The organism is Streptomyces sp. NBC_00223 (genome assembly GCF_036199905.1).
GTDB lineage: Bacteria > Actinomycetota > Actinomycetes > Streptomycetales > Streptomycetaceae > Actinacidiphila.
The window spans coordinates 2,145,245-2,170,745 of the sequence record NZ_CP108109.1 but is presented as its reverse complement, the minus strand read 5'-3'; the positions used below and the strand labels follow the sequence as shown (position 1 = coordinate 2,170,745).

Genomic DNA, 25,501 nt, shown 5'->3' with positions numbered 1-25,501 from the left:
CATGCACGCAGACACCTCGGCCCCTCACCAGCCCATCGGCGGCCCCGAGACGTACTTCATCAGGAACGGCTACCGCGGCCGGAAGGAGGTGGAGTACTTCACCGACGAGACGGACGACACGGTGACCTGGCAGCCCGACGTCTACCCGTACGCCGCCGCCCGGGCCAGTGAACTCGGCCGCGACGTGGTGATCGACATCGGCTGCGGACGGGCCGGCAAGCTGGCGTCGCTGGCCTACGGATACCCGGACTGGACGTTCATCGGCGTGGACTTCGGGGACAACCTCGTGTGGTGCCGCGACAACCACCCCTTCGGCGAGTGGATCGAGGTAGACCTGGAATCGGCCGAGCGACTGCCCATCGACGCTTCCCTCGTACGCCGTTCGATCGTGGTCTGCTCCGACGTCGTGGAGCACCTGCTGGACCCGGCTCCGGTCCTGTCACTGGTCCACGGCCTCCTCGTGGAGGGAGGCGCAGTCGCCGTACTGTCCACGCCCGCCCGCGAGTGCCGCAGCGGCTACAACGCTCCTGGCCCGCCCCGCAACCTCAGCCACGTCCGGGAATGGGCGAGCGACGAGTTCCAGGCGCTGTTGAAAGCATCGGGATTCGAGATCCGCCACGCGGGGCTGACGCGGAGCGACGACGCTTCCAACGGACTGTCCACCCAGCTGCTTCTCATCGGCACGGCCGAGACGCAAGGGGGTCGGCGGTGACAGCGAAGCCCCGGCTCGACGCACTGCGTGTCGTCCACCTCCCGGCGCGCACCCCGTACGCCCGGAAGCTGCGCAGCCGCGACTTCCGCATCCTGAACGGCACCGAGATCGCCGACGGCGACATGGTGCCGGCGGCGGTCGACGCGACCTGGCTCCTCGACCACCGCCCCTTCACATGGCTCGATGTGCTTCATCTGCACCACATCGACTTCGAGGATCTGGCCACCTTGGAGCGCCTGCTCGACGCCTGCTCGCGCGAGGGGGTCAATGTCGTCTTCACCGCTCACGACACGCTGCCCATGGTCGGCGGCGCCGAGGACTTCACCGCACGGCTGCGGACGCTCCACTCGGCCGACGTGGACTGGGTCTGCCTCACCGCGGGCTCCGTCACCAGGCTGACCGAGATCCTCGGCGCGCGTCCCCACGCGGTTGTCATTCCGCACGGATACGTCGCGGCGCCGGAGGCCCTTGCCGGCCTGGAACGCGAGCCGAGCGCCTCGCCCCGGTATCTGATGTACGGGGCCTCCCGTGCCGGCCGCGACCAGTTGTCCACCATGGCCAACTGGAGCCTGGGCGTGACCGACCCCGACAGCATCCTCCATGTCCTTCTGCGGGCTTTCAGCCCCGCCGACTTCACCGAGGGTGGCCGTGCCCCGCGCCTCCTGGAGACGGCCGGGCGCGACCCCCGCATCCGTCTGACCATGCGCCCGTACCCCACGGACGAGGAAGTGGTCAGGGCCGGCCTAGCATCGGACGCGCTGCTTCTCCCTTATCTCTGGGGCAGCCACTCCGGACAGCTGGAGTTGGCCTTCGACCTGAACCTCCTACCGGTCTGCTCCCTCACTGGGCACCTGCACGAGCAGTACGAACAGCACCGGGGGCTCGTCGAAGAACCCGAATGGTTCGACTGGTCCCAGGGGCACCCCAACCTCTTCGGCGAGAAGTTCCTCAGCGCCCTTGAGGAGGCTGCGGCTCGGCTCGGCTCCGAGCGCCGCGGCGTGGACCACGAGTTCCTCGACTACAGGGCCTACGAACATCAGGAGATCCTGGAACAGTACGGCCGTCTGTACGGAGGCGACCGGTGGTGAGTGCCCCACCGCGCATCTCGTGCGTCATCCTCTGCCACAACTACGGCCGCTATCTCGACCAGGCCATAACAAGCTGCATGGAACAGGAACCCGGAAACTTCATCCTTCAGGAAATCATCGTCATCGACGACGGCTCCAACGACGAAACCGAAGAGGTGTGCCTGCGCCACAAGGACGACGTCAAGGTCATCCGGAGACAGCGGCAGGGATTCGCGCAAACCCTGACTGACGCCTTTCTCCTCGCCACCGGCGACTGGGTGGCTCTGCTCGATGCCGACGACTGGTTCCACCCTTCGAAACTGCGCACGTGCGCTGAGGCGATGGCGGGCGGGGCGCTGTTCATCGAACACTGGGAGAACGTGGTCGACTCCGACGGAAATCCGATGGTGAAGGAGCCGCACCCCGGCGGGAATACCAGCACGTTGGTCGTTCATCGCGAAGCCGCCAGGAGCCTGCTGCCCGCGGCCAACGAGATCTTCTTCCATGCTTTACGTGAAGCCGGCCACGGAATTGTGCTCTCCACCCCCTCGACCTTCTACCGTATCCACCCGAGAAGCATGACCGACCGCAGCACGCCAGGCGTGTCACAGGACTACCGAGCTGAAGTCTGCACTGCCCTTGCCGACCGCCTCCAGGCAATGCGCGGAGATCCCCCCGACTGGGCGACCAGCCGCCGACTTCAAAGGATTTCCCTGCATTTCCGCACGATCGCTCTCGGCCATCAGATCGAATCCACCATGCAGCGAGGTCGGCGTCTGCCCGCGATGCTCCTGATTCCGGGAATGCTCATCAGCACTCTCCGTGCTCGGGATTCAATAGCGCCGTGGCTCCGGTCTCTGTCCAGCGTGATCACAGGGCGGCCGATCGTGCGGCTGAACGCGAGGCAATGACGGAAGCCTCGGCAGCGATCATTTCAGCGATGAGCAGCCAGTGGCGATGATAAAATCGCCACTTCCAACCCCCTACTGGTCAGGCCAGTTGTCCGACCCAGGAGCGTACAGGCGCTATGAGCCGTTTGAGTGAGTCCGTCACCCGTGTCATGCACATCCTCGATGGAGCGGACCTGGGCGCGGACTATACGGTCGCGCAACTGCTCGTCGAGACAACATCACGGCGCTCCCTGGACCTCTCCGACCTCACCCCGCAGGAACAAGCAGCCCTGGTCGAGGGTCGTGCGAACCACCTGATCCCCTCGGCCGCGGTGCTCGCCGAGAAGATCGAAACCGCACGGGACGCGGGCCGCCCGTTTGTCGTCAAGTACGGCATCGACCCGACCTCGCCCGACGTCCACCTCGGCCACGCGGTGCCGATCATCATCGCGAGCCGGTTCCAGCGGATGGGTCACCACGTCGTCTTCATCATCGGTGATGTCACGGCCAAGATCGGTGACCCGTCGGGCCGCTCCTCGGATCGACCGACCCTCACTGACGAAGACATCGCCCACAACCTGAGCGGCTACCGGCAGCAGGTCACGCCGTTCATCGACTTCGAGCGTGCCGACCTGCGCTTCAACGGCGAGTGGCTGAACAAGGTCACCCTGCCGGAGCTCGTCGGCGTCCTCGCCCGGGTGCCAGTGTCCATGTCGCTCCAGCGCGAGGACTTCCGCACCCGACTCGCCGACGGCCAAGGCTTGTCCGTCGCCGAGTTCGTCTACTCCGTCGTCATGGCCTGGGACTCGGTGGCCATCGACGCCGACGTCGAACTCGGCGGTGTGGACCAGCTCCTGAACCTTCAGATGTGCCGCAAGGTCATGGAGATCTCAGAGCAGACGCCCGAGGTCGTCATCACCACCCCGCTCATCGAGGGCACCGACGGTACGGGCTCCAAGATGAGCAAGAGCAAGGGCAACTACGTGGGCCTGGCGTCGTCGGCGGACGACGTCTACGGCCGTCTGATGTCCATCCCCGACCACCTCACCGAGCCCTACCTCCAGCTGCTCACCGAGTGGACGGACGACGAGATCCGCGTTGTCACCAAGCGACTGGAGGAGGGCACCGCGCACCCGATGGCGATCAAGCGCATCCTCGCCGGCGAAGTGGTCGCCGCTCTTCACGGCCTGGACGCTGCCGCAGCCGCTCGCGCGGAGTTCACAGCGCGCTTCTCCAAGCGCTCCTTCGGTGACGTCCAGAACATCCCCGTCGTCTCCCTGAAAGACCACGCGGAAGACGTCCTGGGGGCATTGATCAGCCGCACCTTGGACTTCGCCTCCAGCGTCTCCGCCGTCCGGCGTGTGGCGCAGCAGAACGGCCTCCGCCTCATCCGCGAAGCAGACGGAGAGCAGCAGGCCACCCAGCTCACCGAGGCTTCCGTGCAGCAGACGCTCGGCGAGATCGTGGAGGAGGCTGGGTCACTCGACGGTGCGGAGCTGTACCTGAAGGTGGGCCGGAAGGTCGTTCGCATCGACGTATGAGAACCGCCGCGGCGCCGAACCACCCAGGTGGGTCGGCGCCGACTGCTTTGTCTTCCCGCGCGGGCGCGCGGTGGCCACCTCCTTCGGGTTGGTGCCCGGGTGGGTTGTGGGAGGCCGGGCGTGGCGGGCGGCTGGGCGGGAGCGTGGCGTTGCGGCCGGGGGCGGCGGGGAGGTGAGCCTCGTGGCGGAGGCGCCAGAGGAGGATGTCGGTGAGGGAGTCGGCCGTCGCGAGCTCGCGGTTGTCCACAGCCCTGTGGAAGGAGGGCGGCGGGGTCGTGGCCGACCTGGGCACGGGTATCGGGGGACAGGCCGGCGATCGCGGCAGACCGGACAGCGAGCCCAAGGTGAAGCTACGTCGAAGCTCAGTTTCCGAGTCTTCCGCATCGGGCGGCGACACGCGCGTCAAAGGCGTGGAAGACGCGCGCGATCCGGACGACTGCGTGAGTGCGACGGCTCCTGGTAATCGGAGGTCCAGCGCCAGGACATGATCGGCCGTCAGCCCCGGCACTCCGGCCATCCGCTCCGCCAGGCTCAGGCTGTCCAATGGAATGATCCCCCGGATCACCTGGCCGATCCATGACTCCGAGCGTCCCACCGCGGCGGCGAGTTCGTGCTGCAGCAAGCCGTTGCTCTGCCGTCCGGCTTCAATACGTCGGCCGATGACCTTGTCGATCTCCCCCGCTGGACACACCCCAGGGTCTGTGACCTTGTCAATACGGACAGCAATCGCATGCGTCGGTACATCTCCGTCGACAGGTGATTGCCGGCTCTTCACCTGAGCCGTGGGAAAGTCGTCGTCTAGGCGTCTCGTCGGCGGTCCCGCCTACCCGCGAGGGGTCGCGGGGCCGTCGTCGCTTTCGGTGTCGTCCGTACGGGGTTCCGCGCGGTGGAAGTCCTCCCACGCCCGGCGTTGGATCTCCCCGGCCCCGCCGTCGCCCAGGACGCGTTCGACCTGCTCGGCGCCCCCGGGCACGGGCGGCGGCACCCGCGTGATCGTGTCGTAGAGATACCCGCACGCCTCGGCCTCCGTAAGGAAGTCGGCCATCGTCGTGTCCGTACCGCGCTGCCGCATGCCGACCACCCACCGGCCGTCGTCGCCCCCCTCGCGCCGCAGGTAGTACGCGGCGTCGAGCGCGAGGGTCGCCGGGTGGACGCCGGGGATGTCGTAGAGCGCGTCCGGAACGTTCTCCCGGCGCAGGCGCTCGGTGAGTTGGGCCCTGTTCATCGCCTGACCTTATGCCTCGGCATTTACGCTTCGGCCTCGTCGGAACACCGCAGGGCGGGCCCCCGGCAGTTGCCGAAGGCCCGCCCACAGGCGCTGTGTCGGGGAAGTAGCGGACGTACCTCGTCAGTTGAGCGCTTCGAGGTCGCCCGCGGTGATCAGCGCCGGAATCCGGTCGGCCGTCATGTACTGGAGCCCCAGCCCCGGTTGGCCGAACCACGGCCGGATCGGGCCGGCCTGAACGGTGAAGTCCTTGGTCACCTTGTACAGGTGGTAGCTCTGCGGGTACGCCGTGTCGAACTCGTCGAGGTTGCTCGGCGGGATCGCGCGCTTGGCGTACGGAGTGCCCGCCGGGGCGAGGAAGTTGCCGCGGCCGCTGCCGAAGAGGTCGACCTTCTGGCCGACGTGGAGGACGAGCGGCTTCTCGATCGGCTGGCCCTTGCTGTCGAGCGCGAAGCCGTCGTGGTCCGGGTACCACCAGCCGGACGTGCCCGCGACCGGGTCGGTCTGCCAGTAGCAGCCGAGGAACCAGTACGTGGAGCCCGTGTCGCCCTCGCGCCGGTAGTCCTTGAGCATGTCGCCGATGGCGCCGGTCTTGGGGAGCTTGTCGGGGCCGAGCCGCCAGTCACCCAGGAAGTACGTCTCCAGCGGCGGATTGGGCGCGGTGTTGGTGCCGCGCGTCCGCCCGTCGGTCGGGCAGGTCACGGCCGCCCGCGCCCGGTTCCCCTCCGCCTGTACGGTGGTCGGTACGAGGCCGACCAGGAGGAGCGACGCGAGCGCGCCCCACACCAGTTGTCGCAGTACCCGCATTCGTGGTCCCTTCTGCGCCCGGCCCCTGCCCGGAGCCGACGATGCACGCGAGCATGACGTTTTCGAACGCGGAGCCGTCCCGTCGAACGGGTGACCCCACGTCATCGCTCACCCAACTACCGTCGCCCGCGCCGCACCCGCGCATCCCGAATTTCCCACCCGAACGCCCCCTGAAATTCCCCCAGTTGGCCTAGTGCCCGGGGCGTGGCCGGCCCGAATCCCGCCCCCGCCGATGCGCCCGGCGAGGGGTCGGGTCAACCTGCCCTCAGGGCACGGTGATCGGGCCGAGCAGGTGGCCGGTGGCCGGGCGCCGCCACACTCCGGTGCTCTTCGTCGGGGCGCGGAGACCTCCGTACGGACGCACGCCGGCGCGGGGGCGAGCGGGACAGACCGGGGCGGGACGGGCGGGTCAGCGGTAGTGGCGGTGGAGTTCGTTGGCGTAGTGGCGGCCCAGGGTGGGGGCCGCGGTGTGGAGCCAGTCGGTCAGGGCGGTGGTGCCGGTGGCCGGGCCGTCGGTGTCGGCGAGGCCCGAGGACATCGCGCCGAACTCGTCGGCGGTCAGCAGCCGGTCGCGCAGCGCGACGCCGAGCGCGGCGGACAGCGGCGGGAGTGCCCGGGGCGGGACATGGACGATACGGGAGTGGCTGCCCACCGCGTCGGCGACCGAGCGCACCATGGCCTCGAAGGTCGGCCGCTCCGGCCCGACCGCGTCCAGAACGGTGTCGCCCGCGTCCTGCGACCGCGCCCCCTCGGCGACGCACAACCGCGCGAGGTCGTCCACATGGATGCCCCGAATCCGGTATTTGCCGTCCCCGCCGACCGCGAAGACCGGGATACGCCGCAGCAGCCACGCGATGTTGTTCAGCAGAACTCCCCGGCCCAGGGCGGTGTCGTTCAGTCGCTTGGTCCGGTTTGATCACGTGATGCCGAGGGTGGCGAGCGGGCGGGTGGCGTCGCGTGCGTGGTGGCGGAGACTGGCGGCGATGCCGGTGTGTCCGGCGAGGCGGAGGGCTCCGATGGCGAGGTTGCGGAGGCTGGCCATGGCTCGTGGGGCTGTGCCGGTGCGGACGCGGGAGGCGTCCTCGGCGTAGGTGGTGTCGCGTATGTGGTGGAGTTGGTTCTCGATGCCCCAGTGTCCGCGGACGTGGTGCGCGATTTCGTCGGCCTGTGCTTGCTCGGCGGCCAGGTCGGTGACCGCGTAGACGCGTTCGAGAGTGACCTTGCCAGTGGCGACGATGCGGCGGCGGCGCACGATCTGGACGGCCTGCGCGGCGTGCGGGAAGTCCAGGTCGGCGACGGTGGCGGTCTTGACCCGGCGGATCTCGTTGCGGCCGTGCGCGGTGGCGCGGGTCTTGTCCAGCAACGGCACGTCTCGCCAGGGCAGGTGCTTGAGGCGTTTGTGCAGCAACGGCTGGTTCCCCTTGATCACGGCGATGTAGTGGGCTTTCTTGTCCTCGACGAGGAAGCGGGCGTGCGCGGTCTGGGAGTGCAGGGCGTCGAAGGTGACCACGGTGTCGGTCAGGTCGAGCTCTGCGAGCAGGGGCCGGAAGACGGTGATTTCGTTGGTCTTGCCGTCCACCTCGCGCTGGGCGGTGACCAGGCCGGTGCCGGTCATCGCGGCAAGGAGGTGGACTTGGCTGCCGTCCGCGCGGCGGGCGCCCCGCACCGTCTTTCCGTCCACGGCCAGGGAACGCCGGGACTGCTTGAACAGGTCCTGGTCCCTCGGTGTGCGGCCGGGGTCCCGAGCGGCGAGCCAGGTGCCGATCGCGTTGTCGAGTGCGTTGCCGTCGATGCGTTGCAGGATTCGGCGCACGGTGGCCTCGGCCGGAGCGGTCGGGCCGCTGGGTTCCCGGTTCGGGCCGCCGAGGGCGGCAAGCACGGTGGCCGGGGCGTCTGCGGCCCACTCCGCGATCGCGGTCAGGGATCTCGCGCCGGCCAGCACCGCGCAGGCGGTCAGCGCGAGGACGAAGGCGAGGGGATGGCGGCGGCCCTTGGCCCGGCGCGGATCGGGTACCACGGCGAGACAGTCCAGCAGTTCCGGATGTTCCTCGGGCGCGGGAGGCCGGGCGGTAGTGAGCTGGCCCAGACTGGCAGGGATGGGCGATGATGAGCGGCCAGGCACGGTCTTCCGTTGCGGTGATCAGGGACTCGACACCTCATGATCACCCGGAGGCCGTGCCTGCCTCCGTTCCGGCCCGGTCTACGGATATGGCGGCCAGCCGAGCCACATGAATCGCCATCAAGCCGGTCAGACCGTCTGAACGACGCCGCCCTGCTCCCCGGCCGCCGAAGAGAATTGCCGGCCGCAGCACCGAATACGGAATCCCGACGTCCGCCAGCGCCTGTTCGGTCCGCGCTTTCTCGCGGAAATAGGGGTACGGCGAGTCGGCCGCGGGATGGGTGATCGACACGTGCACCACGCGCCGTACTCCGGCGTCGGCGGCGGCTCGGAAGAGGGTGCGGGAACGGGCGGTCGCCGTCCGGTGGTCGAGTGCGCCCCGACCGAAACGCACCCAATAGGTGTTGTAGAGCGTGTCGGTGCCACGCAATGCGTCGGTGAGTGCGGCCGGGTCGTGGAAATCGAGCGGCCGGACCTCGACGGTGCTGCCCGCGGGGGCCCGGTCCGGGTGGCCGGTCAGCGTCCGCACCCGGCGGCCCGCGGCCTGCAACCGGTCGGCGATCGCGGCGCCGGAGTAGCCGAACGCGCCGGTGACGGCGTCGAGTGGTGCCTGGCTGCCGCCCGGGGCGGGCGGCGAGGGATGGGTCATCAACTCTCCCTGCTGGATTCGTCCTTACCGTTCCTGCGCTCTGCACGCGCGCTCGTGTGGCGGCCGAACCTCAGCCGCGGGATGCGGCTCGCGACCCGGTCGGCGTGGTCGAACAGGCGGGTGGCGGCCGCACGGTCGCCGTCCAGACTGGCCAGCATCTCCAGGCCGAGGTAGAGGGCGACCACGCCGTGCGCGAGGTCGTCGGCTGGCAGTTTCCCGCCGAAGGGCACTCCGCTCACCGCGTCCCGCAGCGAGTCGGCGGCGAACCGCCGCCAGGGCGCGATCCGTTCGGCCACCTGTGGCCCGAGCCCCGGGGTGGACTGGGCGGCGGCGATCATCGTGGCCAGCACGGCGACGTGGCCCTGGTCCAGGTCCTCCGCCAGCACACTGCGGGCGGTGCCGAGCAGGGCGCCCAACTCCCCGCCCGCGCGCTCGACTGCCGCCCGGTACCGCTCGTGTCGCTGCGCGCTGACCCGGTCGAGGGCGGCGAGATGGAGGTTGACGACGGACCCGAAGTGGTAGAAGACGAGCGCCTGGTTGCAGCCGGCGCGCCTGCCGATCTCCCGCGCGCTGGCCTGCGCGAAGCCCACGTCCCGCAGAGCCTCGGCGGCCGCCGTGATCAGGGCCTCCCGGGTGCCCGCCGCGTTCTCCGCCTTCTGGTCGGCCTTGGGCTTCGGTCCTGACTTCGCCATGCCGCTCCCGTACGGGTGTTGGTTCGGGCGCCGGCGGTGGTGCCGGCGGTGGTATCGGTGGTTGGTGGTGCCGTTGCTCGGCGCGTGTCTGAGCAACTGCTCAAACCGTACCGCCGACCCGCTCCCCGGGCCAGTCGTCAGTGCCACCTTTTCCGCCCCAGACTGCACTGTTGTGCACGGCACCCGATCGGTCCTACGATTTGAGCAACTGCTCAAACGTGGAAATGGTGACGCCCACCCGCGAAGCCCCGGAGCCCCTGCCGAACCGTCGTCCCCACACCCGACCGCACCCGACCGAAGGCTGATGCCGCATGGACGCACCACACTCCGCTCCGTACGACCAGCCGCTCCCGCAGCGGCCGCCCGCCCGCCTCCGGCCCGGTGGCGCCCTCGCCTGCGCGGCGTTGGCCACCGGCGTGGCGGTCCTTGTCCTGGCGATGGTCCTGCCGATCGAGACGGTCGACTCCGGCCACCCCGGCCGGCAGCCGCGCGACACCCTCTACCAGGTGCACGGCGCGCTGGTCCTGCTGCCGGCCGCGGTGCCGCTGCTGGTGGCCGCGCTCGTCACCGCCGCGCTGTACGCCGGCCGCCACGACCGCCCCCGCTGGGCCCTGCCCGTCGCCTGGGTGCTGTCGATCGCCCTGCTGGGCACGGCTGTCGCGGGCTTCCTCACCTTCCTGATCGGCATCTTCGTGGTGCCGACCGGCGTCCTGCTGGCCATGGCCACGTACGAGGCGCAGCACGGCCGCCACCCGTAGGCCGAGTGTCCGGGGCGTGGTTGGCCCGAATCCCGCCCCCGCCGCGGGCCTCGGTGCGGGTCTCGGCGCGGACCTCGCGTTGGCCGCGCGCCCTACGCGCACCTCGGGTCCGGTACGTGGCCGTCCGCACGTCAGACGTCGTGCGATGGCCCGGCCCGATAGATTTGATCCATGTCACGCACGGTTCAGCGCATCACCGTCAGCGGCTACAAGTCGATTGAGAAGGTCGAACTGGACCTCGGCCGGATCACCGTCCTCGTCGGCCCCAACGGCGCGGGCAAGAGCAATCTGATCGAGGCGGTGGAATTGCTCGGCCGGGTGGCCGACCAGGATCTGCGGCTGGAGGTCGGGCTGCGCGGTGGCGCCGAGGCCATGCTGCACGACGGTGCGAAAGGGCCTGCGGCCCGCATGGTGCTACGGGTGGAGGCCGTCGACGGCGGTGTGCGGAACGCCTATGAGGCCACGCTCGTCCCGGCCGCCCAGGGTGAGCTGATCTTCGAGAGTGAAGTCGTGGAGTTCCATGACAGCGCCCGCTCCGAAGAGCCGTGGACAGAGGTCATCGGCCAGGGCCACCGGGAGTCACGTCTGACGGCGGAGGCCGAGAAGGGCCGGCGGACGGGCGTCGCGGCTCGGCACACGCTGCGTATCCTGCACGGCTGCCGCGTCTACCACTTCCAGGACACCACGGCCAACGCCCCGGTGAAGCAGGCGGGTTACGCTTCCGACTCGGTGGCCCTGCGTCCGGACGCGGGCAATCTCGCGGCCTTTCTGCTCCGGCTGCGCGAGGAGCACACGGCGGAGTACCGGGGCATTGTGCGTACGGTGCAGTCCGTCGCGCCCTTCTTCCGCGACTTCGTGCTGACCGAGGACACGAGCGGGCGCGTACGGCTTCGGTGGAAGCAGACGGATTCGGACACGGTGTTTCCGGCCGAGGCCCTTTCCGACGGTACGTTGCGGTTCATCTGCCTGACCACGCTTCTTCTCCAGCCGGAGCCGCCGGCGCTGCTGGTGCTCGACGAACCCGAACTCGGGCTGCACCCCTTCGCCATCACCGTCCTGGCGGAGCTTCTTCGCTCGGCCTCGTCCCGCAGCCAGGTCCTCGCGGCCACGCAATCCGTCACCTTGCTGGACGAATTCGAGCTCGGCGAATTGGTCGTCGCCGAGCGGGCCGACGGCTCCACGCGGATCCGTCGGCCCGACCCGGAGGAGCTGGCGGTCTGGCTGGACGACTACTCGCTCGGCGACCTGTGGTTGAAGAACCTCCTGGGCGGCCGCCCCAAGCCCGACCAGCCCCACCGGGCGGCGGTGACGGCGGGTTTCCAGCGGCTCAGGCAGCCGACCCCCTGCTAGGGCGGGGTGGCCGGCCGGGAGTCGGGGCGGCGGCGTGGGGGGTGAAGAGGAAGTGGGACATGTCGCCGTCCAGATCGATAGTCAGGGTCGCGTTCAGGGCCTTGGCGATGCGGGTCAGCAGGGGGAGGGTCGGGACGGAGTCGCCGCCCTCGATCGTGGAGATCTGCGGCGGGGACATGTCGGCACGCCGGGCCAACTCAGCCTGGGAGAAGCCGAGGTGCGTACGGCGGTCGTAGACGGCCTGGCCGAGGGCGAAGGCGTGGCCCGCCGCGACGTACGCGGGCGACTCCTCGACGCTCTCGCCGAGGAGCGCCTTGGTCCGGCGGGTCTTCCACTGGGAGTGGTTCACTGTCCGTCCTCCGGGAGGCGGTCGTAGGTGTGTTGGCCGACCCCCGCGGGCGGGTCCTCGACGGGGAGGGTTGCGGTCAGGCGGAAGCCTGTCGGTGGGGTCGGGGCCGCCGTGAGGGAGCCGCCCGCCGCGGCGAGGCGTTCGGTGAGGCCGCGCAGGCCCGTGCCCGTACGGGCCTGGATTGCCGTGCCGCCGGCCGCGGGAGCCGGCCCGCGCCCGTCGTCCGTGATCGTCAGCCGCGCGTACCCCCCTTCCGTCCGCAACTCGACCGTCACCCGCCCCGCCCCGCTGTGCCGTACGACATTCGTGACGCCCTCCCGTACCACCCACCCGAGCAGCGCCTCCGTCTGCGGCGGCAGCGGCGGCCCCGACTCCCGTACGACGGCCTCGATGTCCGACGCCGCCAGCACGGACCGCGCCCGGTCCAGCTCCGTGGACAGGCTGCCCTCGCGGTAACCCGTCACCGCCTCGCGGATCTCCGTCAGCGCCTGCCGCCCGACCGCCTCGATGTCGGCGACCTGCGCGAGCGCCGCGTCGAGATCACGCGGCGCGAGCCTGCGCGCCGCCTCGGACTTCACCACGATCACCGACATCGTGTGCCCGAGCAGATCGTGCAGATCGCGCGAGAACCGCATCCGCTCCTGCGCGACCGCCGACCGCGCCAACTCCTGCCGAGTCGCCTTGAGTTGGGCCACCGCGTGGAAGAGCGTGATGATCACCGAGACCACGAGCCCGGACAGGAACGTCCCGTACGCCAGACTCGCCGTCGTCCAGAACCCCGTGTGCCGCAGCCCCGCGATGGTCCCGGCCGCCGCGCTCAGCGGCATCAGCATCAGGCCCAGATGACGGCGGCTCCTGGACATGCTGCCGACGCCGAGCGAGACGAGGACGAACAGCAGCATGAAGTTGCCGCCGTAGCCGATGGCCAGCGCGAGCGTGGTGCCCGCGAGGGCGGCCAGCAGCCGGAACGGCACAGGACCCGACCGCCACCGGTCGCTGAACGTCGTGCGGATCGTGGCCACGTACAGTGCGCAGAAGACGGCGAGTCCGGCGGCGGCCGGCCAGGGGTGGCCGATCTCGCCGGTGAGGATGTCGGCGGCCGGGCCGATCGCCATCAGCAGCCACGGGTAGAGGGAGCTGCCGTCGAGGCCCTTGAGGTGCTCGATCTCCTCGTCGAAGTTCTGCGGCTTCCGGAGCCACCAGGATCGGCGGCACTCCTTCTCGACGGGGGCAGCGGTGGCGGCGGTCGCGGCCCTCGCGGCGTCCGACGTCCCCGCCACCCCCGCCGCAGCCGACGTTCCCGCGCCCACTCCGTCCACGCTCACCACCGTCCGATCACCTCGCGCGTCCGCCCGCCGGCCAGGCCGCCTCACGCCGTCCGCCCGCCTCACGCGGTCCGCGCACCACGCCGGTACGACACCACCGCGTAACCGGCGAAGACCAGCAGCCATCCGCCGAGCACGGCCACCGTACCCGCGCCGGGCGCACGGTGGTCCAGCACGCTCCACCCCAGGTCACCGAAGCGCGCGGTCGGCGTCCACCGCGAGATCGCGGCCAGCCAGCGCGGAAACACGTCGGCCGGCATCCACAACCCGCCGATCACCGAGAGGCCCATCATGCACGCCATGCTCACCACACCGGTGCTCTGCGCGGTGAGCCCGTAGCCGTTGCCGAGGCCCAGCAGCGTGAACGGGATCGTCCCGACCCACAGCAGCACCGGCACCACCGCCCACTGCCACGCGTCGAGCCGTACGCCGTTGATCAGCGCGCCCGCCAGCAGTACGGAGGTGATCGCGGGCAGTACGGTCACCGACGCGGTCAGCGCGCGCCCGACGACCACCTGCAACGGGCTCAGCGGCGTGACCCGCAACTGCCGCAGCCAGCCGCGCCCCTTGTCCTCCGCGACCCCCGGGCCGATCCCGAGCGCGGCGCCGAGCGCGCCGTACGCGGCCATGCCGATCATCGAGTAGCGCGCGTAGTCCTGTTTGGCGCCGGGGTCGTCACCGGCGACGCCGAGGTTGGTGAAGAGCAGATACATGGCCAGGGGCATGCCCACGCCCATGATCACGTAGCCGCCGTCGCGCAGGGTGCGGCGCACTTCGAGGCGGACGTAGGCGAGGGTGGGGCGGAGGTACGAGGCCGGGCGCGTGGGCCCGGTGGGGGTTACGGCCGGGGTGGCGGTGGCGGCCGGGGCCGTGGTGGGGGCGTTCATCGTACGAACTCCTTGTCCAGGTGCGCGGCCGCCGCGGGCGCCGGGTGCGCGGTCAGGGTCAGGAACGCGTCCTCCAGGCTGGCGGGCGCGACCGTCAGGCCGTGGCAGCGGCCCGCGTTCACCAGGGCGACGACCGTGGCGTCGGAGTCGCCCGTACGCAGCAGGGCCCGTTCGCCCCGGATCTCGACGGCCGTCACCCCGGGCAGCGCGCGCAGCCCCTCGGTGCCGGCGCCCGCCAGGTCGAAGGAGACGAGCGTGCCGCCCACGCGCTGCTTGATCTGCTCGCCGGTGCCGTCGGCGACGACCCGGCCCCGGTCGAGGACGACGATCCGGTCGGCGTTCTCGTCGGCCTCCTCCAGGTAGTGCGTGGAGAACAGCACGGTGTTGCCCCGGGCCGCGTAGCCGCGCATCGAACGCCAGAAGGCGCGGCGGGCCTCGACGTCCAGGGCGGCGGTGGGCTCGTCGAGCACGATCAGCTGGGGGTTGCCGGCGACGGCGAGCGCGAAGCGGAGGCGCTGCGCTTGGCCGCCGGAGAGTTTGTCCACGCGGCGGGCGGCGAGTTCGCCGATCCCGGCGAGGGCGAGGGCTTCCTCGACGGGCATCGGGCGGGGGTACGTGGACGCCACGAAGCCGACCCACTCGCGGACGGTGACCCGGGGGATCGGCTGCCCGTCCTGGAGCATCGCCCCGACGAGGCCGCCCCTGACCGCGTCGTGCGGTGCCCCGCCGAACAGCCGCACGTCGCCGGTGTCCGGCTGGTCGAGGCCGAGCAGCAGGCTGATGGTGGTGGACTTGCCGGCGCCGTTGCGGCCGAGCAGCGCGCAGGTTTCGCCGCGGCCGATCGCGAGGTCCACGCCGGCGACGGCGTGGACGGCGGCGAAGCGTTTGTGTACTGCCGTGAAATGTACGGCGGGTGGGGTGGGTGGCATGGGGACGACGCTACGGAGCCGCTGGGCGCGGCGGCAGAGGCGAATGTCCGCGGCCTCCTATGACAAATGTCCTGCGGCCCGCTCCCCGCGCGACCTCTGCCGGGCCCGCCACCCTGCCCCGGGGCCTGCGGCCCGCTCCCCGCGACCCCGCCGGGCCTCCCGGCCCGTCACCCGGGACCTCTGCCGGGCCCTCCGGCCCGGCCCCGCTGCCTCGACCCCCGGTCGGCCCGCCGTTCGCGCCCGCCACCGCCCTGCGGGCGGTCACTGCTCGGCCTTCAGGCTGCCCTGTTGCTGACTCACCTGCGACCGTCGATCGCCGTCGTGCCGCCCGTGCGGTCGGCGGGGTCCGCCCTGCGGTCGTGGTGCTGGTTGGGGCTGATTCGGCTGCGCTCGCGGACGGGGGCGCGGTGGTACTGCTCGCGCGGGCAGCTGGCATGCCCCCGAAGGGCCTGGCCGCCCGCCGTTCGCGCCCCGTCGCCCGCCCTGCGGGCGGTCGCTTGCTCCGCCCGCAGGGCGCCCTGCGACCGTCGGCCGCGGCCCGCCCCGCGCGGTCGTGGGGCTGGCTGCGGCTGGTCCGGCTGCGCCTAGCGGGTGCCCGGTCGCGGTCGTGCTGCTCGCGCGGGCAGCCGGCCCGCAGGCCCCGGGCCCGGCCGGACCGCAGTTCGCGCCCGCAGGTCCGCCGCCCGCAGGCCGGCTTGTGGTCGTCGCGCCTGCGGCCGCCGGTCGCGGTCGTACCGCCCGGGCGGATAGTCGGCGCACCCCCGCCGGGGCCCGGCGGTGGCGGGGGTGGGATCAAAGGCGCCGCGCGAGGCGTTACTTGGGGTTCGGGCGGCGGTGTTTGCCGTGGGGCTCGGTGGACGTTTCGGTGGCGCGTTCGGTCTCTTCGGGTGAGGCCGGCCCGCGGTGGCGGCCCGCGAGGTCCTCGGCCGTGTGGTCGGTCGTGGTTGCTTCGGACATCCGTGTTCTCCCCGTGATTCGTCACGGCTGCCGGGTGACGGCTGCCGCCGGAATTGTGCGCAAGGGTGACCACGTGCGGTGATACGCCGATCGGCCCCGGTCACGGTGGGTACCCGTGCGCGCGACTTCGGGTGAGTGTACTGACGCCCGGGGCCGGTTTCCTACCCGCCTCGACCCCGATGATCGGCATCACCCGGTTTCATGGGGAGCCCAGCCGTCCCCTGTCGCCACCTTCGGCGGAGCCGAAATGCCTCAATGTCCAGGTGCCACGTGGACGCGCGAGCCGTCAGCGGATCGGAGTCACCGAGTATGTCCAGATTTTTCTGGACGTTGCGTCGACATAGGCCAGGGCATTTTTCTCCTCGCCGGACACGGATATACGCCATACTGCTCTCCACTGCCCGTGCTCCGAAACGGCCATCAATTCTGCGGTCTTGGTGGCCACTGTGTCCTGGAATATTTCCTTGAACCGTATGGTGGTGAAGAGCGCGTCGAGCGCTTGGTCCCGAGATATCGAGACTGCGGGAACCGTGGGATCCGGCACGGGATCGGCAGTCAGTTGGGAAATCCTTCCCGACGGGCCGATCTGGATGTCCAGACGCATCGGCATCAGTACGCCCGCGCGGTAACGCCGCCAACTGAACATCCAGCCGAGTTCGGCCCTTTTGCCTACAGGGAAAACACTGACGTGGGAGTCGGCTGTTCCCCATGCTGCGTGCTTCTTGGCATATCGTGACGCCAATCTCCTGGCGTCGCTTTCGTCGAAAGTGTCGCTGACCGGGTCGTCGAGCGGATAACCGTTCGACAGTTCATCGGTAGACGTGGTAAGACTCGCTGTTAATTTTTCTTTGTCCGGCCAATTCATTTCGACAAAACCGGTAGGAAACGCGGCCATTACCGTACCGCTGCCTCCGGGGCCACCGCTGAAGAATTGAACGGACTTGATCTCGTAGTGGTCACCAAAATACTCATGGACGGCCGACTCGATTGCCTGCTGCTGTGCGCCGCTTGCCTGTTTGACTGCGAGCGTTCCGTTGACAACGTCGGGCGTGATTCCCACAAGAGAAAACGTCATCACCAGAGTTGCGAACACGCCGAGTGCGGCGTACGACTCCCTGCGTGTCACTGCAAGGAACCTGACGTCGTCGATCTGTCGGACGGCGAGCATAAGAACTGCAATTAGGATGCCAACACACAAGCCGGCCGTATTCATCACCACGTCACTTGTGTCACAACCCCGGCCCAGTACGCGAAGGGCTCCCTGCGTTGTTTCTATCGTCACGGTCAACAATGTGCCGAGGCCGACGACAAAAAGTACTCTACGTGTGGCCAGTGCCCCGAAAAACCCCATGGGGGCGTACATCGCGGCGTTCAGCAGGCCCTGCTCGGTGAAGAAGGGCTCCCAGAGATCGCGGTTCACTGTGCACATCGGTGGGCTCGTGGACGGAACCGGACCCCAGAGAGTAAGGGTGACGATGCCGACGGTGCTGCCGATGAAAAGCGCACAGAAAATTGGCCTCCGCGTTCTCTGCCGCGCGATTGCGTACCCTGCAGTCGTGCATAAGATCGCCAGGGTGATGGCGAACGCGATAAATCCGGCATGGCCGCGGAAAACTGCATAAAGCAATGGGGATTCACCTGTTGGGTCGATGGTCGGTTCTGCGGCTGTGTGCCCCACCGAATTCGGTGGGGCACACAGGTCAAGAATTTTAGCAGTTGGAATCGCTGGGAGTTTGATATGTTGTGCCACCGCTGAGCAGGAGACCGACGACGGGACCGCACCCGGAAGGCGCAGTCCACACATGCTGTGCTACTGCCGCCGTGGTTATCGTCTCAGACGGAGCCCAAGTGTTCTTCCCATTGTATAGGTATCCGATTTGGCCGTGATCGCGCCTCCGCTCGACTCCCAGTACTCGGTCTGAACACCTCCGCCGCCCGTCAGAAGGACGAGAGTGCCATTGCTCAAATGCGTGCACACAACGCCGGGTGCCGCATGTCCGTCATGCGGGCAGGAGAAACTGGCGTTAGGTGTGACCTGAGGTGACTCCGCAGCGTTGGCGGCAGGCGTCGCCAAGGCCATCGGAATCAGTGATGCCGCGAAGACGATAGCGGCATAATGCGCTCGATTATTCATTGATTGCTCCTTTTTCGGTTGCAGTGATCAGCGTAGGCATCCCGATGCATGGCAGCTCAAAATTCTTGTCGGCGCAAGTGGTGTTATTTTGCCAATTTGTACGCGACTGCTGCTGTAGCCGGGCCAGGATTGTTTTCTGATTTGTCTGGAATTTAACGCAATGCTGCGTGCTGCAATGAGATCGAATGGCTATATAAGGGTCAGGATGAGCGTAAGAAGAGGTTTTCCGGAACTACACGCCTGGTGGAGTGAAGCGAAACGACTAAGACTGAGGCAGGCGTGAGATCGCTTGGTGATGCTGAATGGAAAATTCCGCATAGCGGTGGCTGGACAGCGGCCGTGTGAGGTTCGGGACAAATTTTCCGACTGCTGGGAGCGTGTTTTGGTTCTGGCGTGTCAGCTGTTTCGGGGGGTCTTCGGATCTGGGCGGGCCTGCTGCGGGGGACGGCTGTCCGTCCGATCCGACCGGCGATGAGTCGGCGTACTGGTCCTACATCTGGTGGCACGACGGCGGCCCTACGAACAGGGTGGATGATGTGGCCGCGAGCCAAGATCCGGCGGGTCGAGGGCTGGAGTCCGACGGCCACTACCTGTTCCTGGCCTCCAGGCCCGCCTTGCCAACGACTACGAGCGCCAGGTTTGCCCATACAGCGACCATGATTCGCCGGGGCGTGACTGAGGTGACGGTCCGCCAGCCCGCCGGCGGAGGGCCCGTCGCCGGCTCCGGACCACGCTCCTCTCCGCCGAAGCGCACTTCGCGGTAGGCGTTATCGGCCGCTGGTCGCCACCTGTCGCAGGCTTCTTCCGCGTCCCCTACCCCGCGTGGCGCGCCAACGGCGCCTGCTGGAGGGGGAGGACGGACAGGGGGGCACGCCGGGCCATCGGCCGGACACGTTTCGGCGCGGGCGGCCGAAAGGCCGCCTCGGCGGGCTCGCCGTACGAGAGCAGACCGCACGCCGTACCGCCCCCGGCGTAAGGGACCCGCAACGGCCCGCCCGGCAGCCACAGCGCCGACCGCCCGACCCACCCGCGCGGGGACGTACGCCAGTGCATCTCCCGTTCGCCCGGCCGCCACAGCGCCAACGACTCGGCGCCGCCCGGCACTTCGCCGCGCAGCGCCACAACCACCGCTTCGGGGGACAGCACTTGCCCCGGCTGCGCCGCGACCGGGGTGAGCTGCACACCGGGCACCCGCAGCGTCTCGGGGAAACGCACCGGCCGCCTGCTGCCGAGCACACCCCACCCGAGCCTGGCCTCACCGGTCGCGTCGCTGCGCAGGAGCAGCAGCCCGCTGTCCGGCTCGGCGAGCAGCAGCCGGTCGTCGCTGTCCTCGGTGAGCTGGAGCAACGGGCTGGTCGTACCGGTGTGCAGGTCCGCGGCGACCGCTTTCGTACGGCCGTCGAGCGTACGGTCGAGCGCGAGCAGCCGGCCGGTCCGGTCCAGCCAGACGCCGCCCGTGCAGCGGCCCTCGACGGTCGTCACGCGGACCGGCCGGCCCTTCCCGGCGTCGGCACCCGCACCCGTACCGGCACCCGCACCGGCGCCGTGGACCCGCCAGACCGTGGACACACCGTTCTCGTACGTGAGCGCGAAGGCCGCACCGGGCGCGGGCGGCAGCAGCCGTACCTCCTCGCCGGGCAGCGAGCACAGCGGGACCTCGGCGGTGCCGGGGCCGGCCGGGTGGAGCAGGGCGAGGTCATGGCGGTCGGCGACGCGGCGCCGGATCAGTACGCGGCCGTCGGGCAGCGGCAGCACCTGCGTACCGGGTTCCTCCGGCTGGGCGCCGGGGAGCGAGACGGCGTACGGCTCCGGGCCGCCCAGCGTCCAGCGCTCGGTGAACCAGCCCCCGCCCCCGGGCAGCGCGGCCTCCGCGAGGCAGGCGGCGTACGAGCCGTCGGCGGCGATCGTGAAGCCCGCACGGCGTACGACGCGGGCGGTGGCGGGTCCCGGAGGCATCGAGGCCGGGGGAGCGGGTGCGATGGTGCGCGGCGGGATGTCCTGGGGAGCAGCAGTGACGGTCATATCAGTCCACCTCCGGCACAGGACGGTACTTTTCGTACTTCCGGACGATCGGCGGAAGCGGCGCGGCTTCACCCATAAGAATGCGGATTCCGCCGAACCGCCCCCACACGGGCCCGACGTATGGAAAGCGGCCCGTGCGTGAGCACCGGTCGGCCCCGTGCGCGACCCCTCCGCGAGCCCGGTCGGCTCCGCCCGCGACCCCTCCGCGAGCCGGTCGTCCGGGGGCCGGGGCCGGACGGGGGTGCCGGGCGTGCGGGTAACCTTCGTACCGTGCCTACCGTGTCCGATCTCATCACCGCTCTCGACGCCCTCTGGCCCCCGGAGCTGGCCGAGCCGTGGGACGCGGTCGGCCTGGTCTGCGGCGACCCCGCCGCCGAGGTGTCGCGCGTGCTGTTCGCCGTCGACCCCGTGCAGGAGGTCGTCGACGAGGCGATCCGCATCGGCGCCGACCTGCTGATCACCCACCACCCGCTCTACCTGCGCGGTACGACCACCGTCGCCCCCGTCGGCCCGGCCGCCTTCAAGGGCCGGGTCGTGCACGACCTGATCCGCGACGGCGTCGCCCTGCTCGTCGCCCACACCAACGCCGACCGCGCCGACCCCGGTGTCTCCGACGCGCTCGCCGCCGCCGTGGACCTGCGGGTCACCGGCCCGCTCGTACCCGATCCGACCGACCCCGCCGGCCGCCGCGGCCTGGGGCGGCTGTGCGAACTGGACGCCCCCCTGACCCTCGCGGAGTTCGCCGCGCGGGCCGCCCACGGGCTGCCGGCCACCGCCGCCGGGCTGCGGGTCGCGGGCGACCCGGACACCCCGGTCCGTACGGTCGCGGTCTGCGGCGGCTCCGGCGACAGCCTCTTCGCCGAGGTCCGCGCGGCCGGCGTCGACGTCTACCTCACCGCCGACCTGCGCCACCACCCGGCGTCCGAGGCCCGCCAGACGGGCACGCCCGCCCTGGTGGACGCCGCACACTGGGCCACCGAGTGGCCGTGGTGCGCCCAGGCCGCCGGCCAGCTCGACGAGATCTCCGACCGGCACGGCTGGGCGCTGCGTACCCACGTCTCGTACGCGGTCACCGATCCCTGGACCGCGCACGCGCCGTCCACCCCGCCGCACCACTCTTCCCGCGTCCCTTCCAGCAGCCCAGGAGCCCCCCGCTGAACGCCGCGCCCGCCGACCAGATCCGACTCCTCGAAGTCCAGGCCCTCGACTCGCGTATCGCGCAGCTGGACCACAAGCGCAAGAACCTTCCCGAGCACGCCGAACTGGAACGGCTGGGCGCCGACCTCGCCCAGCTGCGCTCCCTGCTGGTCGCCGCCAGGACCGAGGAGAGCGACACCGCCCGCGAGCAGACCAAGGCCGAGCAGGACGTCGACCAGGTGCGGCAGCGCGCCGCCCGCGACCAGCAGCGGCTGGACTCCGGGGCCGCCACCTCCCCGCGCGACCTGGAGAACCTCCAGCGCGAGCTGGCCTCGCTCGCCAAGCGCCAGTCCGACCTGGAGGACGTCGTCCTTGAGGTGATGGAGCGCCGCGAGGACGCCCAGACCCGGGCCACCGAGCTCGCCGCCCGGGTCGAGTCGGTGCAGGCCAAGGTCGCCGACACCGAGGCCGGCAAGGCCGCCTCGCTCCACGAGATCGACGCGGAGGGCTTCACCGCCGCCAAGGAGCGGGAGATCATCGCGGCCGCCGTCCCCGACGACCTGATCAAGCTCTACGACAAGCTGCGCGCCCAGCAGGGCGGTATCGGCGCGGCGCGGCTCTACCAGAAGCGCTGCGAGGGCTGCCGGCTGGAGCTGAACATCACCGAGCTGAACGAGGTGCGGTCCGCGCCCTCCGACACGGTGGTGCGCTGCGAGAACTGCCGGCGCATTCTCGTGCGTACCGCGGACTCCGGGCTGTAGGCGCGGTGGCCTCCGCGGCGGGTTCCGGACCTGGCGTCGCCGGTACGGCGGCGTCCGTTTCGGGCACGGCGGCGTCCGCGTCCGCTGCGGGTCCGGCGGCGTCCGCGTCCGCTTCGGGTACGGCGTCCTCCGCCGCGGGCCGGGGGAGTTCCGCGCCCGATCTGGGGCGGCCGACGACGTTCCTGCTGCTGCGGCACGGGGAGACGGCGCTGACGGGGGAGAAGCGATTCTCCGGCAGCGGGGGAAGCGATCCCGCGCTGTCGGAGACCGGCCTCGTCCAGGCCGCCCGGGCCGCCGAGGCGCTGGCCGTACGCGGCCGGGTGGACGCCGTGATCAGCTCGCCGCTGACCCGCTGCCGGGAGACGGCCGCGGCGGCGGCGTCCCGGCTCGGCCTCGACGTCTCGGTCGAGGAGGACTTGCGCGAGACGGCCTTCGGCAGCTGGGACGGCCTCACCTTCGCCGAGGTCCGGGCACGTTTCCCCGGGCAGATGGACACCTGGCTCGCCTCACCCGCGGTCGCGCCGCCCGGCGGGGAGAGCTTCGAGGACGTCTCCGCGCGGGTCGAACGCTGCCGTGACGAGCTGCTGGCCGCCCACCGCGGCCGCACGGTCCTGCTGGTCAGCCATGTGACGCCGATCAAGACCTTTGTGCGGCTCGCGCTGGGGGCCCCGCAGGAGACGCTCTTCCGTATGTACCTCGGACCCGCCTCCCTCTCGGAGGTGGCGTTCTACGGCGACGGCAACGCGTCGCTGCGGTGCTTCAACGAGGAGGCGCACCTGCGGGGCGACGCTCAGGGCGTCTGACGGGTCCGGGGCCGGGTCAGGCGCCGGGTCCGGGGTTTCAGGCGCCGAGTTCCGCCGCCGCGCGGGCCAGCGCGGTCACCTCGTCCCAGGCGCGGGCGCGCAGCAGATGCGGCGGGACCATCCACGTACCGCCCACGCAGGCGACGTTCGGCAGCGCGAGATAGTCCTTGGCGCGGGCCGCGTCGATGCCGCCGGTCGGGCAGAAGCGGGCGCGCGGCAGGGGCGAGGCGAGCGCCCGCAGATACGCGGTCCCGCCGGCCGCCTCCGCGGGGAAGAACTTCATGTCGGTGACGCCGCGTTCCAGCAGCCCCAGCGCCTCGGAGACGGTCGAGACGCCCGGCAGGAAGGGCAGCCCGCTGCCGCGCATCGCCTGGAGCAGCCGGTCGGTCCACCCCGGGCTGACCAGGAACCGGGCCCCGGCGGCGCTCGCGGCGGTGACCTGGTCGGGCGTCAGTACGGTGCCGGCGCCGACGAGCGCGTCGGGCACGTCCCGCGCGACCGCCCGGATCGCGTCCAGCGCGGCGGGCGTACGCAGCGTGATCTCGATCGCCGTGAGGCCGCCGTCCACGAGCGCGCGGGCGAGCGGCACGGCGAGGTCCGCGTCCTCCAGGACGACCACGGGGATCACCGGCGTACGGCCGAGCTCGAATTCCATACGGCTCATCTTCCCGGCGGGCGCCACGTGGTGCAACGGGCGTTGCGTATGATGCAACGCTCCCTTGGTGGTCAGTGGACCTCGGACACCAGCACGTCCAGCCGGGAACCGTCCTGCTCGACCGTGAAGCCGAGGTCGCGCAGCGCGTCCGCCAGGTCGGCCGGCGTCCCCGGGTCCGCGCCGGACGTGAGCAGCGCCCGTACCAGCCGCCCCTTCGTCGCCTTGTTGAAGTGGCTCACCACGCTCCGCTTCTCGACCCCGGCCACGACCGTGACCTGAAGCACCCGTACGGTCGCCGTCCGCCGGGCCGCCTCGCCGCGCGGCTTCCACGCCCCCGCGTACGCCGACGAGCGCAGGTCGAGCACCAGTCCGTCGCCGGCCTCGGCCGGGAGCACCGCGTCCATGTGCGGCCGCCAGTACGCCGCGAGCCCGCCCGTCCCCGGCAGCCGTACGCCCATCGCGCAGCGGTACGACGGGATGCGGTCGCCGAGCCGTACCGCCCCCCACAGCCCGGAGAAGACCAGCAGCGAGCGCCGGGCGCGGCGCCGGGCGGTCGCGTCGAGGGTCGAGAGGCCGAGGGCGTCGTAGAGCACGCCGGTGTACAGCTCCTCCGCCGGGATGGCCGGGGCGGCGAGCAGGGCCGCGTTCTTGGCGATCTCGCCGCGCAGCCCGGGGCTGAGGCCGAGTACTTGGGCGGCCTTGTCCTCGTCGCCCTGGCACAGCTGCGTCAACTCGTCGAGTACGGCCGCCCGCGCGTCGTTCAGCCCGGGCAGCGACAGCGCGTCGAGCGCGACCGGGCGCCCGCGTACGGCGGTGGCCTTCCCCTCGGACGGCGGCAGCAGGACGAGCACGGCGACTCCTTCTCGGGCGGGCGGTCGGTCCGGGAACGGTCCGGTGACCCACAGCAGCCTACGGGTCGGGCGGGGGCGCCCGCGGTCCGCGGCGGGGGTGCGTCACGGGGTCCGTACGAGCGACTACGATGGCAGGTACGGCAGACGAGCCGGGCGGACGGCCGCGTCGGGACTCTCGGGTCCCGCCGAGGAACGTCCGGGCTCCACAGGGCAGGGTGGTGGGTAACGCCCACCCGGGGTGACCCGCGGGAAAGTGCCACAGAAAACAGACCGCCGGGGGCCGTAAGGCGCCCGGTAAGGGTGAAACGGTGGTGTAAGAGACCACCAGTGCCCAGGGTGACCTGGGCAGCTAGGTAAACCCCACCTGGAGCAAGGTCAAGAGGGGCCGTAGCGATACGGCCCCGCGCGGACGTTCGAGGGCTGCCCGCCCGAGTCCGCGGGTAGACCGCACGAGGCTGTCGGCAACGGCAGCCCTAGATGGATGGCCGTCTCCCGGCCGGCCGCGAGGCCGCCCGGCGACAGAACCCGGCGTACAGCCCGACTCGTCTGCCCCCACCTGCGGCTTCGCCCGCGAAAGGGCCTCCGACCTGCGTCGGAGGCCCTTTGAGGTCTTTCAGCGGGTTGCTGTCTTAGGCGGCGGAAAGTCCCTGGGCGCCCCCTCGGGCAGAGCTGAAAGTCCCTGAAAAGTCCCTGGGGCGGGTAGGTGCGGAGGGCAGCGGACCAGGCGGTTCGCGGAGGTGGCGGGAGAACACACGCACCACCCTCGCCCCCGCAGCAGTTGCAGCCCTGGTCGAGATGAGACGGGTGTGGTGGCTGACCGGGCCCCGGGCCGGGACTATCTTGCAGCGGGCAGCTGACCGGGCCGCCCTGGCAGTCTCCGT

General features: G+C 70.6%; 25 protein-coding genes and 1 other RNA gene. 10 read left to right on the top strand and 16 right to left on the bottom strand.

Translation table 11 applies throughout. The features are described 5' to 3' along the window. The first annotated feature begins 1 nt into the window (after position 1). The 4 genes from OHA30_RS09100 to tyrS all read left to right on the top strand — a co-directional run bounded on the left by OHA30_RS09100 (position 2) and on the right by tyrS (position 4,210). Entirely contained in the window at positions 2-712 is a 711-nt protein-coding gene (locus OHA30_RS09100) for a methyltransferase domain-containing protein (protein ID WP_328913303.1), read from the top strand. After that, the gene (locus OHA30_RS09095) at positions 709-1,800 is read left to right on the top strand and encodes a hypothetical protein (protein ID WP_328913302.1); all 1,092 of its coding nucleotides are present in this window, start codon (positions 709-711) and stop codon (positions 1,798-1,800) included. The genes OHA30_RS09100 and OHA30_RS09095 overlap by 4 nt, the downstream gene beginning before the upstream one ends. Beyond that, positions 1,794-2,690, top strand: a complete 897-nt coding sequence (locus OHA30_RS09090; protein WP_328913301.1) for a glycosyltransferase family 2 protein — start codon at positions 1,794-1,796, stop codon at positions 2,688-2,690. Before OHA30_RS09095 ends, OHA30_RS09090 begins: the two co-directional genes overlap by 7 nt. 116 nt (positions 2,691-2,806) lie before the next feature. After that, positions 2,807-4,210: a tyrosine--tRNA ligase gene (gene tyrS / locus OHA30_RS09085; RefSeq protein ID WP_328913300.1), complete on the top strand. Its 1,404-nt coding sequence runs from the start codon at positions 2,807-2,809 to the stop codon at positions 4,208-4,210. Here the strand turns inward: tyrS and OHA30_RS33940 are convergent. The 7 genes from OHA30_RS33940 to OHA30_RS09055 all read right to left on the bottom strand — a co-directional run bounded on the left by OHA30_RS33940 (position 4,095) and on the right by OHA30_RS09055 (position 9,702). Continuing rightward, positions 4,095-4,901, bottom strand: coding sequence for a helix-turn-helix domain-containing protein (locus OHA30_RS33940; protein ID WP_443045127.1), 807 nt, complete (start codon positions 4,899-4,901; stop codon positions 4,095-4,097). The genes tyrS and OHA30_RS33940 overlap by 116 nt on opposite strands. Before the next feature lie 132 nt (positions 4,902-5,033). Next, on the bottom strand, positions 5,034-5,435 hold the full coding sequence (locus tag OHA30_RS09080) for a hypothetical protein (protein ID WP_328913299.1): 402 nt from the start codon (positions 5,433-5,435) through the stop codon (positions 5,034-5,036). 123 nt (positions 5,436-5,558) lie between these two features. Next, positions 5,559-6,242, bottom strand: coding sequence for a TNT domain-containing protein (locus OHA30_RS09075; RefSeq protein ID WP_328913298.1), 684 nt, complete (start codon positions 6,240-6,242; stop codon positions 5,559-5,561). 409 nt (positions 6,243-6,651) lie between these two features. Continuing rightward, on the bottom strand, positions 6,652-7,023 hold the full coding sequence (locus tag OHA30_RS09070; RefSeq protein ID WP_328913297.1) for a hypothetical protein: 372 nt from the start codon (positions 7,021-7,023) through the stop codon (positions 6,652-6,654). 135 nt (positions 7,024-7,158) lie between these two features. After that, positions 7,159-8,259, bottom strand: a complete 1,101-nt coding sequence (locus tag OHA30_RS09065; protein ID WP_328913296.1) for an ISAs1 family transposase — start codon at positions 8,257-8,259, stop codon at positions 7,159-7,161. Positions 8,260-8,404: 145 nt separating this feature from the next. Next, positions 8,405-9,010 (bottom strand): SDR family oxidoreductase, encoded by a 606-nt coding sequence (locus OHA30_RS09060; RefSeq protein WP_328913295.1) that lies wholly within the window; start codon positions 9,008-9,010, stop codon positions 8,405-8,407. Further along, entirely contained in the window at positions 9,010-9,702 is a 693-nt protein-coding gene (locus tag OHA30_RS09055) for a TetR/AcrR family transcriptional regulator (RefSeq protein WP_328913294.1), read from the bottom strand. The genes OHA30_RS09060 and OHA30_RS09055 overlap by 1 nt, the downstream gene beginning before the upstream one ends. Positions 9,703-10,013: 311 nt before the next feature. On the opposite strand from OHA30_RS09055, the gene OHA30_RS09050 reads away from it, so the two are divergent. Further along, entirely contained in the window at positions 10,014-10,460 is a 447-nt protein-coding gene (locus OHA30_RS09050; RefSeq protein ID WP_328913293.1) for a hypothetical protein, read from the top strand. Positions 10,461-10,631: 171 nt separating this feature from the next. Further along, positions 10,632-11,810, top strand: coding sequence for an AAA family ATPase (locus OHA30_RS09045; RefSeq protein WP_328913292.1), 1,179 nt, complete (start codon positions 10,632-10,634; stop codon positions 11,808-11,810). Here OHA30_RS09045 and OHA30_RS09040 read toward each other — a convergent pair. The 7 genes from OHA30_RS09040 to OHA30_RS09010 form a co-directional block, all read right to left on the bottom strand. Then, on the bottom strand, positions 11,788-12,159 hold the full coding sequence (locus OHA30_RS09040; RefSeq protein ID WP_328913291.1) for a helix-turn-helix domain-containing protein: 372 nt from the start codon (positions 12,157-12,159) through the stop codon (positions 11,788-11,790). The genes OHA30_RS09045 and OHA30_RS09040 overlap by 23 nt on opposite strands. Next, on the bottom strand, positions 12,156-13,484 hold the full coding sequence (locus tag OHA30_RS09035) for a sensor histidine kinase (RefSeq protein WP_328913290.1): 1,329 nt from the start codon (positions 13,482-13,484) through the stop codon (positions 12,156-12,158). The genes OHA30_RS09040 and OHA30_RS09035 overlap by 4 nt, the downstream gene beginning before the upstream one ends. A 62-nt stretch (positions 13,485-13,546) precedes the next feature. Further along, the gene (locus OHA30_RS09030) at positions 13,547-14,371 is read right to left on the bottom strand and encodes an ABC transporter permease (RefSeq protein ID WP_328913289.1); all 825 of its coding nucleotides are present in this window, start codon (positions 14,369-14,371) and stop codon (positions 13,547-13,549) included. Next, on the bottom strand, positions 14,368-15,300 hold the full coding sequence (locus tag OHA30_RS09025) for an ABC transporter ATP-binding protein (RefSeq protein ID WP_328913288.1): 933 nt from the start codon (positions 15,298-15,300) through the stop codon (positions 14,368-14,370). The genes OHA30_RS09030 and OHA30_RS09025 overlap by 4 nt, the downstream gene beginning before the upstream one ends. Positions 15,301-16,113: 813 nt before the next feature. Then, complete coding sequence (locus tag OHA30_RS09020) at positions 16,114-16,257, bottom strand: hypothetical protein (RefSeq protein WP_328913287.1); 144 nt, start codon at positions 16,255-16,257, stop codon at positions 16,114-16,116. A gap of 286 nt (positions 16,258-16,543) precedes the next feature. Beyond that, positions 16,544-18,007, bottom strand: a complete 1,464-nt coding sequence (locus OHA30_RS09015) for a VanZ family protein (protein WP_328913286.1) — start codon at positions 18,005-18,007, stop codon at positions 16,544-16,546. Between the two features lie 1,197 nt (positions 18,008-19,204). Further along, complete coding sequence (locus tag OHA30_RS09010) at positions 19,205-20,413, bottom strand: hypothetical protein (RefSeq protein WP_328913285.1); 1,209 nt, start codon at positions 20,411-20,413, stop codon at positions 19,205-19,207. Between the two features lie 270 nt (positions 20,414-20,683). On the opposite strand from OHA30_RS09010, the gene OHA30_RS09005 reads away from it, so the two are divergent. Genes OHA30_RS09005 through OHA30_RS08995 form a run of 3 tightly spaced genes read left to right on the top strand, consistent with a single transcriptional unit; the run spans position 20,684 to position 23,114 of the window. Further along, positions 20,684-21,571: a Nif3-like dinuclear metal center hexameric protein gene (locus tag OHA30_RS09005; RefSeq protein WP_328913284.1), complete on the top strand. Its 888-nt coding sequence runs from the start codon at positions 20,684-20,686 to the stop codon at positions 21,569-21,571. Further along, entirely contained in the window at positions 21,568-22,311 is a 744-nt protein-coding gene (locus tag OHA30_RS09000; protein WP_328917791.1) for a zinc ribbon domain-containing protein, read from the top strand. Before OHA30_RS09005 ends, OHA30_RS09000 begins: the two co-directional genes overlap by 4 nt. 5 nt (positions 22,312-22,316) lie before the next feature. After that, positions 22,317-23,114, top strand: a complete 798-nt coding sequence (locus tag OHA30_RS08995; protein ID WP_405785638.1) for a histidine phosphatase family protein — start codon at positions 22,317-22,319, stop codon at positions 23,112-23,114. A gap of 37 nt (positions 23,115-23,151) precedes the next feature. Here the strand turns inward: OHA30_RS08995 and eda are convergent, their stop codons facing one another. Both eda and yaaA read right to left on the bottom strand, forming a co-directional pair. Continuing rightward, entirely contained in the window at positions 23,152-23,769 is a 618-nt protein-coding gene (gene eda, locus OHA30_RS08990; RefSeq protein ID WP_328913283.1) for a bifunctional 4-hydroxy-2-oxoglutarate aldolase/2-dehydro-3-deoxy-phosphogluconate aldolase, read from the bottom strand. Between the two features lie 71 nt (positions 23,770-23,840). Next, positions 23,841-24,620 carry a peroxide stress protein YaaA gene (gene yaaA, locus OHA30_RS08985; protein ID WP_328913282.1) on the bottom strand — a complete coding sequence of 260 codons (780 nt, stop codon included), beginning with the start codon at positions 24,618-24,620 and terminating at the stop codon, positions 23,841-23,843. Between the two features lie 145 nt (positions 24,621-24,765). Between yaaA and rnpB the strand changes: the two genes are divergently transcribed. Beyond that, positions 24,766-25,169, top strand: an RNA gene (rnpB, locus tag OHA30_RS08980) — RNase P RNA component class A. Positions 25,170-25,501: the final 332 nt, after the last annotated feature.

Excerpts from the sequence above, each read along its gene's own strand:
- OHA30_RS09100 (WP_328913303.1), top strand. The coding sequence starts at position 2 with ATGCACGCAGACACCTCGGCCCCTCACCAGCCCATCGGCGGCCCCGAG.
- tyrS (WP_328913300.1), top strand. The coding sequence starts at position 2,807 with ATGAGCCGTTTGAGTGAGTCCGTCACCCGTGTCATGCACATCCTCGAT.
- OHA30_RS09080 (WP_328913299.1), bottom strand. The coding sequence starts at position 5,435 with ATGAACAGGGCCCAACTCACCGAGCGCCTGCGCCGGGAGAACGTTCCG.
- OHA30_RS09075 (WP_328913298.1), bottom strand. The coding sequence starts at position 6,242 with ATGCGGGTACTGCGACAACTGGTGTGGGGCGCGCTCGCGTCGCTCCTC.
- OHA30_RS09060 (WP_328913295.1), bottom strand. The coding sequence starts at position 9,010 with ATGACCCATCCCTCGCCGCCCGCCCCGGGCGGCAGCCAGGCACCACTC.
- OHA30_RS09055 (WP_328913294.1), bottom strand. The coding sequence starts at position 9,702 with ATGGCGAAGTCAGGACCGAAGCCCAAGGCCGACCAGAAGGCGGAGAAC.
- OHA30_RS09050 (WP_328913293.1), top strand. The coding sequence starts at position 10,014 with ATGGACGCACCACACTCCGCTCCGTACGACCAGCCGCTCCCGCAGCGG.
- OHA30_RS09045 (WP_328913292.1), top strand. The coding sequence starts at position 10,632 with ATGTCACGCACGGTTCAGCGCATCACCGTCAGCGGCTACAAGTCGATT.
- OHA30_RS09030 (WP_328913289.1), bottom strand. The coding sequence starts at position 14,371 with ATGAACGCCCCCACCACGGCCCCGGCCGCCACCGCCACCCCGGCCGTA.
- OHA30_RS09025 (WP_328913288.1), bottom strand. The coding sequence starts at position 15,300 with ATGCCACCCACCCCACCCGCCGTACATTTCACGGCAGTACACAAACGC.
- OHA30_RS09020 (WP_328913287.1), bottom strand. The coding sequence starts at position 16,257 with ATGTCCGAAGCAACCACGACCGACCACACGGCCGAGGACCTCGCGGGC.
- OHA30_RS09010 (WP_328913285.1), bottom strand. The coding sequence starts at position 20,413 with ATGACCGTCACTGCTGCTCCCCAGGACATCCCGCCGCGCACCATCGCA.
- eda (WP_328913283.1), bottom strand. The coding sequence starts at position 23,769 with ATGGAATTCGAGCTCGGCCGTACGCCGGTGATCCCCGTGGTCGTCCTG.